The organism is Pedobacter sp. N36a (assembly GCF_014472395.1).
Lineage (GTDB): Bacteria > Bacteroidota > Bacteroidia > Sphingobacteriales > Sphingobacteriaceae > Pedobacter.
The window spans coordinates 382,387-401,411 of the sequence record NZ_JACSZW010000004.1 but is presented as its reverse complement, the minus strand read 5'-3'; the positions used below and the strand labels follow the sequence as shown (position 1 = coordinate 401,411).

Genomic DNA, 19,025 nt, shown 5'->3' with positions numbered 1-19,025 from the left:
AAATCTATGGATTTTAATTATAGTTGTTATTTTTACCTGAAATGAAGCAGTCTACAAACGATCATCAGGGATTAAGTAGGAAGGAGGAAGAAATTCCACTGATGTTAAAGGTATTCACTGAGGAGGACTTTGCCAGCCGAATTGTGGTTGGAGAGGTATATAAAGCCAGTTATTTTGCCATTCTCCTCATTAAGAAAGGCAGTATGTTTGTGAAACATAACCTCCGGGAATATCTCGTGAAAGAGAATTCATTGTTTTTCATTATGCCTTCTACTATTTATGAATTTACGGAGATTAGTCCCGATTTTTCCATAGTTGGCAGTATTTTTTCCGTGGATTACATGAGTCAGAGCGGGATCATTCTGAATACTTCTAGTGTGGTGGAGGTGATGACTGGTGCTTATCAACCTTATTATGCGATCAATATAGAGGAGCGGGATCTGCTGCTAAACCTCCAGGAGATCCTCAAAAAAGCATTGGCAGAAGATGCTGCTGTGGCCTTCCTGCCGGAGATGAAAAAGCATAGCTTCCTTTCTTTATTTTACCATGCGGCTTCCATTTATGCCCGATATAATGTTTCTCATAAAGTGAAGCTGAACAGGAGGGAAGAGCTGACAATCGGCTTTCTGAGGCTGCTGGCGAAACATTATAAAGAGGAAAGGAGCGTGAAGTATTATGCCGACCGCCTATTTGTAACGCCAAAACACCTCACACAAATGCTGAAAGAAGGCACCGGGCGTACAACCGGCTCTTTCATTGACCGTGCGGTCATTGTTGGCGCCAAAGTATTACTCCGAGACCCTACTTTAAACATCGCCCAGGTGGCACAGGAGCTGAATTTCGCCGACCAGTTTACCTTCGCAAAGTATTTTAAAAAACATACCGGAATCACTCCTTCGCAGTTCCGCGCAGAACATTCCGCTTAAAGTTTAACCTCATTATACGTCATCTTGACATATTTCCCTGCTATACGGACATAGGGTAGCACTCCTGCTATGCCGACCTTTGTAAGGTGAAAAATATGATAATTTTTATGAGTACTTTATTTACAGTATTCAGTTCTCAAATCGCCTCAGCACAGGATACACTTTATCAAAAGATCAGTATCCCTGAGCTGTTTAAAATGGCGGAGACTAACAACCAGCAGTTAAAGATTTCCAGAATAGGGATGACCGCCGCCGGGCAGCGCCTCGATGTGGCTAAAACGCAAAGAAACCCAGTATTGACCGCAGCAGCAACCGCTTCTTACATCGGAGATGTGACGGTTTTTAACAACGATTTCTCTGGAAAAACAACGGTTCCCATGCCGCATTTCGGTAACTCTTTTGCTTTACAGGCCAGTCAGACGGTCTTTAAAGGCGGTGCCATCCATAACAATATCGCCATTGCAGGCTTACAAGAACAGCTGGCCGGATTGGCGTATGAAAAAAATAGCCTGGACGTAAAAATCCTGCTTGCTGGAAACTATTTTGACTTGTTCAAGATGTACAACCAGCGTGGCGTATATCAGGAAAACATCAGACTTGCCCAATTGAGACTTTTCAATATCAATAAGATGTATAAAAGTGGAATGGTGACCAAAAATGATGTCATTAGAAATGAATTACTGATCACCAATTTAGGTACCGCAGTACAGCAGCTCAACAACAATATCGATATATTGAGTCAGCAGCTCAGCATCGCTTTAGGCTTATCAGATCAGACTTATATCCTGCCTGATACCACTATTTTAAATAATATGCCGAATGCAACTGGGCTTCAGGAGTATTTAGACCTCGCTTATCAGCAGTACCCGGAATTGCGTTCCGCAGAATTGAGCAACCGCATTGCCGAGCGAAATGTGGCTTTGGCAAAAGCAGATCGCTTACCCAGCATAAATTTGAACGCCGGAAATTCAATGGTCAGACCATTAACCACCTCCATGCCTGCAAGGGATATGTACAGTAATGGCTGGCAAGCAGGGGTGGGCGTGTCCTTCAATATTTCTTCCCTATACAATGCGCCAAAGCATATCAGCCTGGCTAAAACACAGCAAGCGCAGCAATTGGCGATGGCAGAGCAGTGGAGACAAAACACGGAAATTTCTGTCAAAGCGGCCTATATCAAACATAGAGAGGCGAAACAGCTCCTGCAATCGGCGGAGAAAAGTCTGCAGCTCGCTACGGAAAACTTCAGGATTGTCGAAAAGAAATACCTGAACCAGATGGCCTTGTTAACAGACCTGATGGATGCCACAAATGTGAGGTTAGAAGCGGAGCTGCAGCAGAAAAATGCAGAAATCAGCATCATCTACACCTATTACCAATTACAAAAAACAACTGGAAGCTTAAATTAATCCTCATTTATCAGCACATGTCACATCAAAAGAAACCATTACATAAAAAACATTTCAGCATCATTAACGCCCTGCTTATCCTCATGGTTAGCGGCGGACTGATCTGGGCCGGCGTCATCTATTTCAAACTTGACCAATCGGAATATACAAACGATGCACAGATCGAAGAGTTCATTACGCCCATTAATACGCGGGTGGCTGGCTACATCAAGAAGATCTATTTCATAGAACACCAATCTGTAAAAAAGGGAGATACCCTGGTGGTGATCGACGACAGGGAGTTAAAAATAGCCCTGGCACAGGCCGAAGCCGCTTATATGAACGCGCAGGCGGCCAGAAATGTAACTTCTTCAGGGGTAAATACGCTGAGAAATAACGTCGCGGTATCCGAATCTAATCTTGCAGCAACTGCTGCAAGATTGCTAAACGCAGAGAAAAACTATAAACGTTATGCTGCCTTATTGAAAGATGAAGTGGTGACGCCGCAGCAATATGAGCAGGTGCAAACGGAATATGATGCCTTAAAAGCACAATATCAGGCCTTAAAACATCAAAAAGGAACCACGGAATTGTCGGCAGTAGAAGCAGGGTCCAGAATTGGCGTCAATGAAGCTGAGCTGAAACGCAGCAAAGCAGCCTTAGACATGGCAAAGCTCAACCTTTCTTACACCGTAATTACCGCACCGTATGACGGGGTAGTGGCGAGAAGAACTTTGCAGGAAGGTCAGCTGATCCAGGCCGGACAATCGCTGCTTTCCTTTGTAAGTGGAGAACTGAAATGGGTGGTGGCCAATTACCGCGAAAAACAGCTCAACGGCATCCATGTCGGACAAGAAGTTTTGGTGAAAGTAGATGCTTTAGGCAGCAAATCTTATAAGGCAAAAATCACTGCAATCTCTCAGGCTACGGGCGCAAAGTTATCCACAGTTCCTGTGGATAACTCTACGGGTAACTTTGTTAAAGTGCAGCAGCGCATACCGATACGAATTGAATTCAGTGTGGATAACAAGCCGGAAGATCTAAAGTTATTAAGAGCTGGTATGAATGTGGAAGTAGAATCTATCTAAGATGCAGACCTATAAATTAGGATTATTTCATGATTGGGTGCCCAAACCGGTGCAGCTGTTACTGATCATTTTACTGACCATTCCAATCCTCGGAATCAGTGGGGTATACAGTACAAATATCGGAGATATGCTGGGCAGTCAGGGGATGCTGACCGAGGACTTGATGATGGCCAGTTATGCCTCTGCCATTGGAATGGCACTCGTGTTTCCACTGGCCTTGCGCACAAAACAATTTTTTAGATCCAGACACCTCTTAATCGGGTCGCTCAGCAGTCTGATTTTGCTGAGCTACGTCTGCGCGACAACAGATCATGCCTGGGTATTAATCGGTGCAAATACAGTGATGGGGATGATTAAGGCCTTTGCCATGATGGAGGTAATCCTGCCCATCATGTTTATCATCAGTCCCAGCGGCGACAGGCCGAAGTTTTACTCCGTATTTTATCCGCTGTCGATTGCGCTGGCGCAAGTAGCCAGTTATTTTGCCACCAAACTATCATTTGAATACAGCTGGCATGCCGTTTATTACTATACGATCGCGATCTTGCTGTGCTGCTTACTCCTGGTCCTGATCTTTGGGCACAATTTCAGAGGCTCCAAAAAAGTACCTTTTTATCAAGTCGATTGGCTGAGTTTTGTATTGATCCTTAGTGCTATGATGCTGCTCAATTACGTGCTTTCCTATGGAAGAATCCTCGATTGGTGGAACAATCAAAGTATTAAATACGCTCTTTTTGGATCCGTTTTACTAACCACCTGGTTTATTCAGCGTCAGATGCTACTGAAAAGACCATTTCTGAGTCTGGAGGTTTTCAAAAGAAAAAGTGTGTGGATGTCGCTGGTATTTATATTTCTCATGGGGATTTTTTTTGCCAGCAGTGGGATACAAAGTGCTTTTACTACCGGGGTGTTAAAATATAGCGCGCTCAGCAATGCGGAAATCAACCTGATGATGGCATTAGGAGCTATTGCCGGTGGTTTCTTCTGCTTCATCTGGTTCAAAAGAGAATGGAGCCTGAAGGGATTGGTGCTTTGCGGATTTACTGCTTTTATCCTTTACCACCTGATCCTGTTTTTTCTTTTTAGTCCGGTGATTGAAATCAATGACCTGGCTTTTCCATTGTTCTTAAAAGGATTAGGACTGACAATTTTATACATTTCCATTGGGGTGTATTGCGCGGATAAGTTATCGCTGACAGAGCTGCTGGCTGCGGTTTCTATCTTGATTCTTTTCAGGTCATTTATCGGCCCCGCTTTCTGGAGTTCCGTGTATGCTTATGAGCTGTATGCCGGTCAGCTGAAACATACCGCTTTTCTGGTGCAGCACATGGATGCGAATGATCCATTGCTCACAGGACGATTAAGTCCGCTGGTTCAAGGGGCAATGTCGCAAGGGAGAAGTGTGGAAGCGGCACAGTCGCTGGCAGTTTCCAGTGTTTGGGGCACAGTGCAATTGCAGGCGACCATGGCTGCAGCCAAAGAGATTTTTGGATGGATTGTGATTGGCGGAGGACTCGTATTGTTATTCGTGATGAGTTATCGGTTTGTTCCGGTCAACTTTAGGAGGTTAGTGAACATCAGGAGACGGTTCCGCGGACAAGAGATGTTGAAGCGCCAGGAAGAAATGCTTGGAGCGATCGCGCCTTAATCTCTCTTCCTCTGACCCGCTTTCTTCGTTAAAAACTCGTGTTGAACCCTTCCATTCTGGAAGATGTTCATTGCTCCCTTTAAGGGGATCAATAAAAATCCTCCTAGGAATTTACAGGCTTAACACGAGTTTTTAAATTAAGGTCCGGTTGGCTTCAAAACCGGGAAGCTGGAGATAGATTTGCGGCTTAATTTAAATGGGGGGAGCTGAATAGCCCTATTCCGTTTCAATGTTGATAAGCCGGATCTGTTTGTGAACTGAATATAGTTATCCACAAATATTGTGGATAACTATGAGGATAATGGTGTTAATTTTCAGTAGTTCAGTTTTTTGTGAGATTATTTTGCTGTTAATAACAAATGGAGAATGCTGAGTTTTCTTCCATTTTGAAGATTAAATACAGTGTCCCTACTCGCTAGTTGGTTATTTTTATACTCAATACTTTATTTTAGCTTAGCGTGATGAACTGATCACCTACTTTCAGTCCGATTGCACACATTTTCTTTCCACTGAAAATTCCTTCCATGGTTCCTACAACATTCAATAGCAGCAATGACTTGTCGGAAGTTAATATCATCGGACCATGTTCTGGTTCTATGTGGAAAACTGTTCCTGCGGCTGCGGTTCCCGGATCAAATTCGCCAGTAACGGAAGTCACTTCAAAAATTCTTACCTGTTGTCCGCCGATATAGGTGATAGCACCTTGGTACAGCGGGTTGGCTGCATTTACCATGTTTTCGATTTCTGCGGCCGTATGCGTATCCCAATTGATGGTCAGGTCTTTTACTTCAGGAATACCGAAAGAACTTTCGATGTCTTCATCACCAACATACAGGTATTGTTCTGCTTTAATTCTTTCTAATATTTGAGGCATACTTTCCGCAAGAAAAGCAGTTAAACGAGCTTTAGCAAGACCATAATTTTCTCCAGGATACAATTGTAATTCCTGTCTGAACACCATCGGACCGCTATCTACATTGCTGGTCATTCTATGAACGGTTAAACCGGTTTCTTTCTCGCCGTTTTTCAGCTGCCAGAACAATGGAGCTGATCCTTTATAAGAAGGAAGCTTGCTGAAATGTACATTGAAGAATCCTTTCTCCGTTGATTTTAATAAGTGTTCCGGAATCATCCATGGGAAAGTCAATACAAGTACTGCTTCCACCTTTAATTCTTGTATCCAAGAGGCTACTTTGCCACCTTGTTCAAGGTCAGATTTAGCAATTTTTAACAAAGGAATTCCTCTGCTTTCTGCATAAGCAATCGTGCCCAACAGCTCATAGTTTAGTTCTTCAGGAACAACAAGTCCTGCAACATCGCAATGTTCGTGAATGCTTAAAGCGGTATTTAAGTATAAAGCGCTATTTGTAAAAATTAAGGTTTTCATAAAAAAGATTTTGGAAGAGGTATTCCTATTGCTGGAAAAACCAGGAAATTTAATACACTCGTTTATCCAGTAAAATATTAATGTTCGTGTTAAATGTAACGCAATTAAATATAATTTTTTGGAATAAACAGGTTTTATTACATGTTTCTTGGCTCCTCAAAAAAAGGCTCCGTATCCACCATAACTAATCATGCTTCATAAAGAAAGCATTAGCAAAACCTAACCCGGTTGGAATATTGTCGGTTGCTAAAAAAAAGAGGATAGGCTAGGACAAGGCCTAGAAGGATTTCAATGCCTCCCCTCAAGGGAGCATTGGAATAATTCAGCCTTGGAGTAGTTCCTGCCTCTTTTTTTCCAAATCTTTCCCTTCCAATTCTTTCCCTTCCAAATACCTGTTTAAACACTCCAAACTTTCTTCAAAGCCCAGCACATCCGTTTCTATGACCAGCGCTGCTGCTCCTGGAACCTCAAACGCATCATTAACCCCGGTCAGGTTATAAATCTTATCCGGGTGTCCATCTGGCAAATGCGCTTTAAAGTACAGCCCTTTCGTATCCCTTGCTCTCAATGTCGACAAGCCACATTTAATCCATACCAGTTCCATCTCTTCTTTTGAAAACACCAGTTTTCTTCCTGCTTCAAATGGGTTGATAATGGAGAGCAGCACCAGGTCATACTCCGCGCTAATGCGTTTCGCTTCTTCCTTAATTCTGCGAACATTTTCCAGTCTGTCGGCTTTACTAAAACCCAGATCTTTACACAGCGACTGCCTATAATCGTCGCCATCCATCACCATCACCTTCCGACCATTCTGACGCCATTTTTCTGCCAGGGCATTCGCCAATGTTGTTTTTCCGGCACCGGAGAGCCCGCAAAACTGAATGAGGATTCCCATGTTACAACTTATGATAGCTAATATACTGTACAAATCTAGGGAGTTCAGAAAGGTTGGCACTTGCCGCATGCGGACAAGTATTACGCCACAGGATCAGGTCACCTTTACCACCTGGCACTGGTACTGATTTTTCGGTAATCCGAAGAAACTCATGTGCTCTATCCAGACTCGAGAAATCTTTGATCCATTCTTCGAAGCGCAGGTGAAATCCTGGCACCACTTGCAGCGGACCACGATTTTCAGGCACCTCATTGAGATAGATCAGTCCTTGAATATGAAACCCTATTGGGCGGTCTATGTTCAGGTCCCAGTGCAATTTTGTTTGCGGCGGTGCCCAATTTTCATTCTGCGGCGGATGGTAACCTAATTTTTCCGGGATGGCCACGAGCTGATTGCTTTGGTAAAGCTCCGCAAAAATCTGTTTGATTGCTGGAGACTGTCTGACGGCCTCAATATCTTCATTTTGATACATCTGCAGCATGATCCCTTGCCAGTCTGGATGTGGAATGTACCAGGTTTCCGGGTAATCCATGTGCAGGTTCAGGTGTCTGCAAATGCGTTGTTTCAACTTGTCGCAATGTTCCGCTTCGAGTGCCTGGGGAATTCTGAGGTAGCCATTTTCCTCCCAGAAGCTCAGTTGTTCTGCTGTTAACACCTTCGGATAATCCTCGGCTGGGCAATCAGCGTTCTTATTTTCCTGCCATTGCTGAAAATCCTGACTGGCGCGTTTTAAAAAATCAGCGCCTTTCAATGCCGTTGCCCATTCTATAAAATGATCATAATCCCGGCAATCCCGGTACAGGAAGGCATAAGTTTCAAATTTGCCAAGGCCATAAATGTTCATCCATATTTCTTCTGTATGTTGGTAATCTGCATCACGGGGAATACCTTTTCCTCTTTTTACAAGCTCATGATTTTCGTAAAACTGGCTGCTGAAACTACAATCTCTCATTTGATTTTTTTAATTTTTGATAGGCCTCCATACACGCTGCATAATGGTATTTGGGTTCCGGTATACGGTCTTTCTGGAAGGCTGTTGTGGTTGATTTACTATGGTATTTTAGGCGATTATTGAGCTGTTCCCGATCTTTAATCTGAATATTGGCGAAGCTTGAAAACTGATCAATCATTTCAGAGATGCCATCTCCATAATCGGCGAAATCATTTTTCGAATGCTGCAGCTGTTGAATCAGATATGCCTGTTCATAAAACCCTTTTAAAACATCGGCTGTAAATTGTCTGAAATCGCCGCCATAATCTTTCAGCGGATCAATGTTCAGCAGTTGTTTATTGACCATTCCGGGAACGGTATGTATTCCTGGCTGTTTCCCATGAGAGGCCAATACCTCATCTGGTCTGCGCAATAGAAAGAAAAATGGCGTGTCAGGATACCAGCTGCGTAAGGTATCATAAAAATGCAGGTGCCAGCTGTCGAGCTTAATGATCAAGGTCTGCTCGGTTCCATTTCTACGCTGACCTAATAAGCTGAGGGCAGCCATAAACCAATGTTTTCTTTCCGAGTCAGTAATTGTTCCTCTTTCCGAAGCCCTCAGCAGCTCATCTAGCAACGGAGCTTCTGCGATGATGATATTTTCGGCTTCCTCTCCAAAGGCCTGACTCAGCAGTGTAGATCCGCATCGCGAAATATGAAACACAAAAGCACTTGCTGGAACATGTGGAATTTCAGCTGCTGCTGCCAACAGGAAATCCGGAGAACTGACACTGGGCAATCGCTTCTTTTCCCTCCTTTTTAAGTGGGAAATGGCAATGGTATCATCAAAAAAAGGTTCTTTCATCTGGCGATCTTCCAGATCCATCCAATGCAGCATCCATTCTTCTTCTTCAGAACGAAACAGTTGGTAGGGTACCCAATTTGTTAAAGGTGAATCAGGCCTCATGCGCTCAATTATTTTTTAGTTTTTGGATCACACTTCTTGCGGTATCGGTATCGAGGCGTTCCAATTCGGCGATGATCAGCAGTTTAGTCGCTTCATCATAGGACGGACCTTTAGGTACCTCATAGATAGGAAAACCATGATCTCTGAACAGCTCATCGGTCCAGGCATTCCTGATCCCATCCATAATCAGGTGAACCCTTGTTTCCTTCCCTTCATTAACAATGCTGTGCGACTCATTAAAATCCAGGTACCAGCATTCCCCTGCTTTCAATTGCAGACGCTGGTCATTGATCATGAAATGAACCCCAGGGTTGGTCACTACAGGGATATGAATCCTGAAACTTCCTTCCATATAGCTGCAGCCAGGATCTTTATGTGGTTTAATGATGCTTCCAGGGGCAAGGGCCAGTAATCGGATCGACTCCTTTTCACAGCGCCAGGAATGGACAATGCTGTTGATATAAGGCGATGCCTGCAGCAATGGAGTGTCCTGATAACTGCCGGTATGGGCATAGATATCCTCACTCTTACCGGAGGCCGAACGGAGCGAAATACTTCTCCAATCCCCATTAAAATCGTTGGTGTTGAAATGCATTGGCCATTCCTGCTCCAGACAATATTTCAATTCCTGCTGGAGCTGCAGATGGTCGTAATGAATGTTAAATTTGAGATGTGTTAATGGCATAACTTCAAAGATTAATGGACGCAAAACAGGAGATTAAAAAATCTCCTGTTTTAATGCATTTAAATGTACGTTAATTCATGCTGAACAGCACAATATAGCCTTTGCTGAGCTGTATTTTATCAGCTCCGTTTATTTTCCAAGGTTCAGTCTGAGGTTCAGCTCAAAACTACCATTGGTATACTTGCTCAATGCGGAAGTCTGTGTGGTATAGTGACCAGAGATCAGGTATTTCTTTCTAAAGTCCATTCCTAAACCAAAAGTTGCATTTTCTGTGCTGTGGTATAGGGCGGTCAGGAATACCTGTTTGTTGGCAATTTCCAGCTGTGCACCGGCATCCCAGATGTTATCATAACCTTGAACCCCTCTATAGGCTACTTTAGGCTCCAGGTCGAACCCATTTTCCCCTTCAGATAAATTCACACGGTAACTTGCGGCAGCATAGAAAGTAGACACATCGGCCAGCTTAATCACGTCCTTCTTCAGCACACTTTTCAGATTGGGAATGGAAGCCTGAACCGTCAGTTTCTTTGTGGTATAAGCTGCTCCAAAATCACCATCCAGGTAAGTTTTTCGGTCATTATACTGACCAACCCCTGGATCATTTGGATTGCCATAAATATCACTGTTTTCTAATCGCTGACTCATAAAACCGAAAGAGACCCCGAAATGAAGCTGATTGTCTTCATTGTTCATTTTCAGGTGATAGGCATAAGTTCCCACTACCCGTGTTTGTCTTTGCAGACCAGCGCTTTCATTGTACACATTTAAGCCCAGACCCACCTTATTAAAACCATAGTCAGCAGTAACATTCTGGGTCAGTGGAGATCCTGGTACATTGCTCCATAATTTACGATAAGCAGCATTAAACCTCAGTCCCTGATGAGCTCCCGCCATTGCCGGATTGATCAGATACTGATTGGTATAATATTGTGCGGCTAAAGGATTCAGCTGTGCTTTGGCAGTGCTGCCGATGGTGAAAACCATCAGCAGACCTAACCCATATTTATAAATTTTGTTCATCTTGAAGATGTTTGAGTCGGTGAAATTGAAAGTTAAAGCGTTCATTAGTTCTCTCTTACAATGGTGATAAATCCTTTGAATTTCTGTCTGTCTTTACCAAAATCGATGACATAATAATAGGTACCTTCAGCGAGTGGCATGCCATTCAGCATTCCGTCCCAGCTGTTGTCATAGCTCCTCTTACCGTAAACCATTCTTCCTGATTGATCGAAAATTTTCACCTCATTGTTCGGATAGAAGTCAATGTTCTCAATGATCCATTTGTCGTTGTAACCATCACCGTTAGGCGTTAAAATATTGGTGGCTTTGATCTTCACCAGATCGTCCAGTACATTCACGGTAAAGCTTTTCTGCTCAGAACAGCCATTGGCATTGGTCACGGTAACCGTGTAAGTAGTCGTTTCCCTAGGTCTAACCGTAAGGCTGGCACTTGTCTGACCGCTAATAATGCTGTTGTGAACTGCCCAAACATAAGTACTGCCACCGCTGGCGGTTAATACCAGGGTTTCACCTTTGCTGACCTCCGTGCTGCTGCTGTTGTTGTTGCTGCCGATGTTGGCATTAATGGCAATCACCGGTAAAGCATTTACAGTCAGTACAAACGTTCTGCTATAGGTATCTACACCACCATTGTCTGTTCCACCATTGTCTTTTACGGTAACGGTGATCGTACTGATGCCTGAAGCACCATTTTTAACGCGGTAGCTGAGGATCGCTTTGCCGCCAGAACCAGGTGCTACTGTTAAGCTTTGTAACAATGCAGCGTTGCTGCCGGATACGGTAACTGTAGTATTTTGTCCAGATTCCGGACCAGCGCTGATGCCTGTTAAATCAATAGTTTGTGTATTGGTCGTATAGCAAATGGTTTTGCTGGCAATCGCATCCAATGTAGGAATTTCATTGACATCGCTCAGGTTGATGCTGAAGGTTTTGTCAAGAGAGAAACCATGTTGGGTGGTGCTTTTAACTTTTACACTGTATACTTTTTTAGTTTCATAATCCAGACTTGCTGCGGTTAGCAGCTGATCACCTGCAATGCGGAAAGCAGCATTGTCTGTGTCGCCGGTTCCACTCACCAGGCTATAAGTAAAGGTAGCCAGTGGGTCATCGGAGGTACTGCTTAATTTACCTGCTGCAGTTCCTGAAACCTGATTTTCATATAGCGTAGCTGCAGCCAGCAATACGTTTGTTGGCGATCCCGCTTTTACGGTCAGTACACCTTTAACAAAAGTGATGCTGTAATTGACAGCAGCTGCTCCTGAAGGAATGATGTCATAAGTTCCAATTGGACTGTTGATGGTTGCCGGTGTATTGAATACTACCGGGCTTGTCAGTACCGTATTGTCTTCTCCATTTACATAACCCGTATACTGCGCAGTAAATGTTGGGTTTGCAGTACCAGTGAATTTCTCTTTTGCTTCTGCTGTGATGGTTAAAGGAGCAGCATTAATCGTGAAATCTGCGTTGGTAAAGCTTAGCGTATAATCTGTACTGGAAGCCAGGCTGCCTTTAGAAATCGCATAAGTACCTTTATTTTCTCCGCTTGCTCTGGACAGTGTACCACTAAGTGCATCACCATTAACCAGGGCTGGCGTCACAGTATACGTTAATAATGGATCGGCATTGCCATACGTTTTACTTTTTGCGACTGCCTGAACGGCAATTGCTTTGGCAGTAATGCTCAGGTTTGCCGGGGTATATGCAAGCGTATAATTTGCATTTAAAGCCAGATTGCCTTGTCCGATCACATAGTTGCCGATAGATGTTCCTGCTGTGCGGGATAGTGAACCGGTAAAACTATCACCGGATTTTAATGCCGGCGTAAAGTCGTAATCCAATGCAGGATCTGCCTCACCATAAACTTTAGTTTTCGCTTTCGCGGTCACGTTAATGGTTTTCAAGGTGATCGTTAAATTGGCAGGCGTATAGTTCAGGATATAGTTTGAATTTAAAGCCAGGTCTCCTTTTCCGATGACATAGGTGTTTACGGTTTCACCAGCTGCACGAGATAGGCTGCCTGTAAATACATCCCCTGATTTTAGTGCAGGGCTGAACTCATAATCCAATGCCGGATCTGCTTCGCCATAAACTTTAGTTTTGGCTTTCGCGCTTACCTCAATGGTTTGCTGGCCGATCGTTAAATTGGCAGGCGTATAATTCAGGATATAGTTTGAATTTAAAGCCAGATCTCCTTTTCCGATGGCATAGGTGTTTACATTTTCACCGGCTGCGCGGGATAGTGCACCAGTAAATACATCACCAGATTTTAAAGCAGGTGTGAAATCATAATCGAATGCCGGATCTGCCTCACCATAAATTTTAGTTTTTGCTTTCGCAGTTACGTTAATGGTTTGCAGGCCGATTATTAAATTGGCCGGGCTATAGTTCAGGGTATAGTTTGAACTTAAAGCAAGATCTCCTTTTCCAATCACATATGATCCTACATTTTCACCAGCTGCACGGGATAGCGTACCGCTAAAGGTATCACCAGATGTTAAGGCCGGTGTGAAGTCATATTCCAATGCTGGATCTGCCTCACCATAAATTTTCGCTTTCGCTTTTGCGGTCACGTTAATGGTTTGCAGGCCGATCGTTAAATTGGCAGGTGTATAATTCAAGGTATAGTTTGAACTTAAAGCAAGATCTCCTTTTCCAATCGCATATGTGCCTACATCTTCACCAGCTGCACGGGACAGTGCGCCGGTAAACTCATCACCTGATTTTAAAGCAGGTGTAAAATCATATTCTAATGCTGGATCCGCTTCGCCATAAACTTTAGTTTTCACTTTCGCGGTAACCTCAATGGTTTTCAGGCCGATCGTTAAATTGGCAGGGCTATAGTTTAGGTTATAGTTTGAACTTAAAGCAAGATCTCCTTTTCCAATCACATATGCGCCTGCCTCTTCACCAGCTGCACGTGAGAGTGCACCGCTAAAGGTATCACCAATCACTAATGCCGGACTGGAAGTATAAGTCAGCTCAGGATCAGTACCGCCATAAACTTTAGTTTTCGCTTTCGCGGTCACGTTAATGGTTTTCAAGGTGATCGTTAAATTGGCAGGCGTATAGTTCAGGATATAGTTTGAATTTAAAGCCAGGTCTCCTTTTCCGATGACATAGGTGTTTACGGTTTCACCAGCTGCACGAGATAGGCTGCCTGTAAATACATCCCCTGATTTTAGTGCAGGGCTGAACTCATAATCCAATGCCGGATCTGCTTCGCCATAAACTTTAGTTTTCGCTTTTGCGGTTACGTTAATGGTTTGCTGGCCGATCGTCAAATTGGCAGGTGTATAATTCAGGATGTAGTTTGAATTTAAAGCCAAATCTCCTTTTCCGATGGCATAAGTGCTTACATTTTCACCGGCTGCGCGGGATAATGCACCAATAAATACATCACCAGATTTTAGTGCCGGTGTGAACTCATAATCTAATGCCGGATCTGCCTCACCATAAATTTTAGTTTTTGCTTTCGCAGTTACGTTAATGGTTTGCAGGCCGATTATTAAATTGGCCGGGCTATAGTTCAGGGTATAGTTTGAACTTAAAGCAAGATCTCCTTTTCCAATCACATATGATCCTACATTTTCACCAGCTGTACGGGATAGCGAACCGCTAAAGGTATCACCAGATTTTAAGGCCGGTGTGAAGTCATATTCCAATGCTGGATCTGCCTCACCATAAATTTTCGCTTTCGCTTTTGCGGTCACGTTGATGGTTTGCAGGCCGATCGTTAAATTGGCAGGGCTATAGTTTAGGTTATAGTTTGAACTTAAAGCAAGATCTCCTTTTCCAATCACATATGCGCCTGCCTCTTCACCAGCTGCACGTGAGAGTGCACCGCTAAAGGTATCACCAATCACTAATGCCGGACTGGAAGTATAAGTCAGCTCAGGATCAGTACCGCCATAAACTTTAGATTTCGCTTCGGCCAATACGGAGATGTCTTTTTTGACAATTTCCAATGATGCTCCAGGCGCTAAAGTCAGCGTATAGTTATTGTTTAGTGCTAAACTACCCAGGTTAATCGCGTAGCTGCCCACATTTGTTCCTGGCGCTCGTCCTAAGGTACCAGCAAAGGCATCCGGAGCAATTGGCGCTGCACTGCTGGTATAAGTTAATGTCGGATCTGCCTCACCATAAGTTTTTGACAGTGATGCCGCAGTCAGCACAATTGCTTTCTGACTGATGTTATAGTTTTCCGGAGCCAGGCTAACTTCATAATTGATGATTTTACCATCCGCCATGCTCAGTGTACCAAGTGTGATCGCATGATCACCAGCGTTTGTACCGCCAGCGATAGCCAATTCACCAGTCAGCACATCACCGCTGGCCAGTGCCGAATTGCTGTAGGTAATCGGTAAAGCTGCTGCTCCGAATACCCTGCCTTGATTGGCATCAGGGGTAATGGTCAATGGTTTTTTAGAGATACTGTATTTAATTGCAGCAGGAGCAAAAACAAGGGTATAATTGCCAGATAAAGTAAGTGTACCGATGTTAAAGTCGTGATCTCCGGCCGGGCCTGCAGTTGGGACAGTCAGGTTTCCGTTAAAGGAATCACCAATTGCTAAGGCCGGACTGTAGTTGTAAGTCGCAGGCACAATTGGCTCACCATAAACTTTAGCCACAGCCACAGGAACTACGGTAATTGTTTTTTTCGTAATGCTGAAGGTATTCACCGGAGTGATGAAATTCAGCAGGTAGTTACTGCTTAAAGCAAGGTCTCCCCGATTCAGTGCATAAGCTCCTACGGATTCTCCCGCTGCTCTTGCCAATGCTCCGGTAAAGGAATCGCCGGATTTTAATGCCGGAGTAGCAGTATAAGCCAGGATCGGATCTGCATCACCATACGCTTTAGTGGTCGCGCTGGCGGTCACATTGATGGTTAAAGGAGTAATGCTGAATTTAGGTGTTGGGGTCAATGCCAGCTGATAGTTGGAACCTACCGTCATTCCACTGATGTCATAATCATATGATCCTACATCTTCTCCAGCAGTTCTGGCTAGTGCACCTGTAACTGGAACAGCAGGGACGTCAATGAGAAAGCTTAACCTAGGATCAATCTGGTTATATACTTTAGTATTCACAACTGGGTTAATCGTTACTATTTTTTTGCTGATGCTGAAATTAGCAGGCGCATAAGTTATGGTATATTTTAAAGGATCCAATGCAAATGTACCAATGCCAATTTCATAGCTGCCTGCATTTTCTCCAGCTACTCTGGCCAGCGCTCCTGTTTTTGTGTCAGTACCGATCAGCGCTGGGCTGATACTAAAGCCGAAACTCAGCGGTTCCGGATTGCCAAATATTTTTGAACTGGCCGTAGCAGTAACAGTAACTGGCAGTGGGGTGATTTGCAAAGACTGGATTACTGGAGTCGCTGCTACAAAATTAGCATTTCCTGCCTGGCTTGCTGTGATATTTACCGCTCCTACGCCAACAATGGTAACTGTGTTTCCAGAAACCGTGGCTATCGCAATATTACTAGAGCTAAATGTAACTGGCAATAGAGAAGTACTGCTTGCAGTCAGGTCAAATGAACTGCCATAAACCTGAGGAGCTGGCGCACTGAAAGTAATGGTTTGAGAAGCTTTTGGTGTCCCAGAAGTCGTTACACTCTTCATAGATTCATTTCCTGCCTGATCAACTGCTGAAATGGCATAATAATAGGTGCTGCCATTCGTCAAACCAGTGTGGGTATAGCTCAGTGTAGAACCACTTAGGGTTTGAAAAAGGGCGGTCGCTGTAGTGGTAGTGGTTCCGCCATAGATCTTATAGGAGTTTGCAGTGGGGCTGGCAGTCCAATCCAATACAAGTTGCTGATCTCCAGCAGTAAGGATTGGTCCAGCCATAGCCACTGGTGGAGTTTTGTCTATAGTATAAGTTTGACCGGCAGTATATCCAGTTTGAATCGCATTCCCTGAGGAGGTTCCGACAATTCCCGTACCTGCGGCGTTTAAATCCAGACGCAGCGTACCATTTCCTGTCCCTGTATTTACGGTAACCGTATAAGTAGTTCCTGATCCAGTAAGGCTGTTTATGCTTGGGCTTACGATACCTGTAGAAATAAGACTGAAGTCTGTGATATCTATGCCGCTTATTGCTTCAGAAAAAGTAACCGTGAAATTCACTGAACTGGCATTGGTTACGGCAGCCGTAGTTCTGTTGATGCTGCTTACTGTTGGGGGGGTACCGTTGATCACAATGCTGGAGTTTGCAGCCAGCGAGCCTGCTGTCCCAGGACTTGCCAGTGTTAATGTCGCATTGTTTCCTGCCGCATCTTTAAGTGTTCCTCCGTTTAAGGAAAGGGCGGTGGTGCTGGTATAGTCCAGATCAGTAGCACTTTGCTCTTCAGCTACTGTGTAATTAAAGGTCAGAGTGCTGGTCCCACTGCCACTTGCATAGCTGGCATTCCCAGCTGGACTACCAACATTCAGCGCTAATAATGGCGTGCCTGTAACTGTGATCGGTTCCGAAAAAGTTAAGCTGATTGGAACAATTGATCCTATTTTATAAGTCCCGTTTGTACCGCTTACGCTGGTTACAGTTGGGCTTGTCGTGTCTATGATAATGTTGGCTTTGCCTGAAGGTCCTGTTAGACCCATTGACGGGTTAGGAAGTGTAAGTGTGGCCACATTTGCTGCAGCATCCCTAATGGTTCCTCCGTTTAAAGCAAAGGCGGCTGTGTTTGCATAATTTAGGGCGGCAGTACTTTGTCCTGCCAGTACGGTATATTCAAATGTTAAAGTTGAAGTTCCGCTGCCTGAAAGGTAATTGAGCGGCGTGCCGCTCGTATTTAAAAGCAGTGTTGGTGTACCTGTTACTGTTACAGCTTCAGAGAAGTTCACAGTTACAGGAATGACCTTTCCGGTGGCATAACTGCCATTCGCAATGGTCGTATTTACACTGCTGACAGTAGGAGAGAGCAGGTCTACACTAATCCCTCTGCCTCCTAAAGCGTTGGGCGTTCCTGGAGCAGGCAGCGTAAGTATAGCTGCTTTACTCGCTGCACCTATTATGGTGCCGCTATTCAAAGATAGAGAATTGATGTTTTCGTAATCAAGGTCGGTACTGGAGTCTAGAGTGAATACCAAATATTCAAATCGAAGATTTTGGCTGCCAGTTCCTGAGACATAATTGGCATAATTATTACCCACGTTTAATTTTAATCGAGGGTAGCCGGTTACGGTGACATTTTCACTGAAACTGATCGTAATAGGAATAGTGGTAAAGAATGGTTTTAGTCCTGCGCTGGCAGTAGTGGATACACTGGTTACGAATGGCCCGTCAACAATAGTGAAAATAGGTTGTACGCCAGGAAAGGCTCCTGTTATACCCGGAGTGATGGGGGTAAGTGTTGTTTTGTCACTCATCCAGTTGTCTGCATTATTGATGGCTGCCAATAAAGTGGTCTTGTTGCCCATCAATGTGCCTTTATAATAATTATAAGCAGAAGATTGGTGTGTTTTTCCTGGAGGATTGTTGGTAATGGTAACATAAGCGTTTGCTGATGCAAGGCCAGGAGGAAGTTGCGAGGTTCCTGATCCTGTATTTAAACCTGAGGTCACCCAGCCTGTGTTGGGATCAAGTATAAACTGAGCTGCGGTGGTCGACCAGTTTCCTAATGCATAAATGTATGTTTTAACCCCAGCAATGTCTGTATAAATGATCCAGCTGTCGCCGGCTAGTGGGGTAATATCTCCTAATATCCAGCCTGTTGTAACGGAAGCTGTTCCAAGATTAGGCGTAATGGTAGCGCTGGTGTTGTTAAATTCTATTCTGATCACTGTTCCTGCTGAAACTACAGCAGCAGCAGGGCTAGTCCATGTCAGGATTCCATCCGTGGAATTCGTCCTAAAAATACCATCTTGATAAGCATTATCCGTGATTTTAATTTCTGTACCTGCGGGGATTTCCTTTAAAGCCATGATGGAGATTTCAGCCTTTTGGCCTAGTGGATTAAATCCCACAATGGCAAAATCTCCAGCGGTGATTTGTGCTGTGCTGTTTTTTGGAATAAAGGAGCACAGCATCAATAAAAATAAGGCAGCGATGCCTGTTATAGATAATTTTTTCATAGATAGGAGAGT

11 protein-coding genes are annotated in these 19,025 nt (G+C 44.1%); 4 read left to right on the top strand and 7 right to left on the bottom strand.

The window, feature by feature from the left end; genetic code table 11:
* Positions 1-41 precede the first annotated feature (41 nt).
* The 4 genes from H9X96_RS10530 (at position 42) to H9X96_RS10515 (ending at position 5,050) form a co-directional block, all read left to right on the top strand.
* Entirely contained in the window at positions 42-926 is an 885-nt protein-coding gene (locus H9X96_RS10530; RefSeq protein ID WP_187666231.1) for an AraC family transcriptional regulator, read from the top strand.
* A gap of 107 nt (positions 927-1,033) precedes the next feature.
* Positions 1,034-2,335 (top strand): TolC family protein, encoded by a 1,302-nt coding sequence (locus H9X96_RS10525; protein WP_187666230.1) that lies wholly within the window; start codon positions 1,034-1,036, stop codon positions 2,333-2,335.
* Between the two features lie 17 nt (positions 2,336-2,352).
* Positions 2,353-3,402: an HlyD family secretion protein gene (locus H9X96_RS10520; RefSeq protein WP_187666229.1), complete on the top strand. Its 1,050-nt coding sequence runs from the start codon at positions 2,353-2,355 to the stop codon at positions 3,400-3,402.
* Position 3,403: 1 nt separating this feature from the next.
* The gene (locus tag H9X96_RS10515; RefSeq protein WP_187666228.1) at positions 3,404-5,050 is read left to right on the top strand and encodes a hypothetical protein; all 1,647 of its coding nucleotides are present in this window, start codon (positions 3,404-3,406) and stop codon (positions 5,048-5,050) included.
* Positions 5,051-5,498: 448 nt separating this feature from the next.
* Here the strand turns inward: H9X96_RS10515 and H9X96_RS10510 are convergent, their stop codons facing one another.
* From H9X96_RS10510 to H9X96_RS10480, 7 genes are all read right to left on the bottom strand, one after another.
* On the bottom strand, positions 5,499-6,437 hold the full coding sequence (locus H9X96_RS10510) for a methionyl-tRNA formyltransferase (RefSeq protein ID WP_187666227.1): 939 nt from the start codon (positions 6,435-6,437) through the stop codon (positions 5,499-5,501).
* A gap of 322 nt (positions 6,438-6,759) precedes the next feature.
* Complete coding sequence (locus H9X96_RS10505) at positions 6,760-7,332, bottom strand: adenylyl-sulfate kinase (RefSeq protein WP_187666226.1); 573 nt, start codon at positions 7,330-7,332, stop codon at positions 6,760-6,762.
* A 1-nt stretch (position 7,333) separates the two neighbouring features.
* On the bottom strand, positions 7,334-8,284 hold the full coding sequence (locus tag H9X96_RS10500; protein WP_187666225.1) for a phytanoyl-CoA dioxygenase family protein: 951 nt from the start codon (positions 8,282-8,284) through the stop codon (positions 7,334-7,336).
* The gene (locus tag H9X96_RS10495; protein ID WP_187666224.1) at positions 8,271-9,230 is read right to left on the bottom strand and encodes a hypothetical protein; all 960 of its coding nucleotides are present in this window, start codon (positions 9,228-9,230) and stop codon (positions 8,271-8,273) included. Before H9X96_RS10495 ends, H9X96_RS10500 begins: the two co-directional genes overlap by 14 nt.
* 4 nt (positions 9,231-9,234) lie before the next feature.
* Positions 9,235-9,915, bottom strand: coding sequence for an aspartyl/asparaginyl beta-hydroxylase domain-containing protein (locus H9X96_RS10490; RefSeq protein WP_187666223.1), 681 nt, complete (start codon positions 9,913-9,915; stop codon positions 9,235-9,237).
* 129 nt (positions 9,916-10,044) lie between these two features.
* The gene (locus tag H9X96_RS10485) at positions 10,045-10,935 is read right to left on the bottom strand and encodes a PorP/SprF family type IX secretion system membrane protein (RefSeq protein WP_187666222.1); all 891 of its coding nucleotides are present in this window, start codon (positions 10,933-10,935) and stop codon (positions 10,045-10,047) included.
* Between the two features lie 44 nt (positions 10,936-10,979).
* Positions 10,980-19,013, bottom strand: coding sequence for an MBG domain-containing protein (locus H9X96_RS10480; RefSeq protein WP_187666221.1), 8,034 nt, complete (start codon positions 19,011-19,013; stop codon positions 10,980-10,982).
* Positions 19,014-19,025 lie beyond the last annotated feature (12 nt).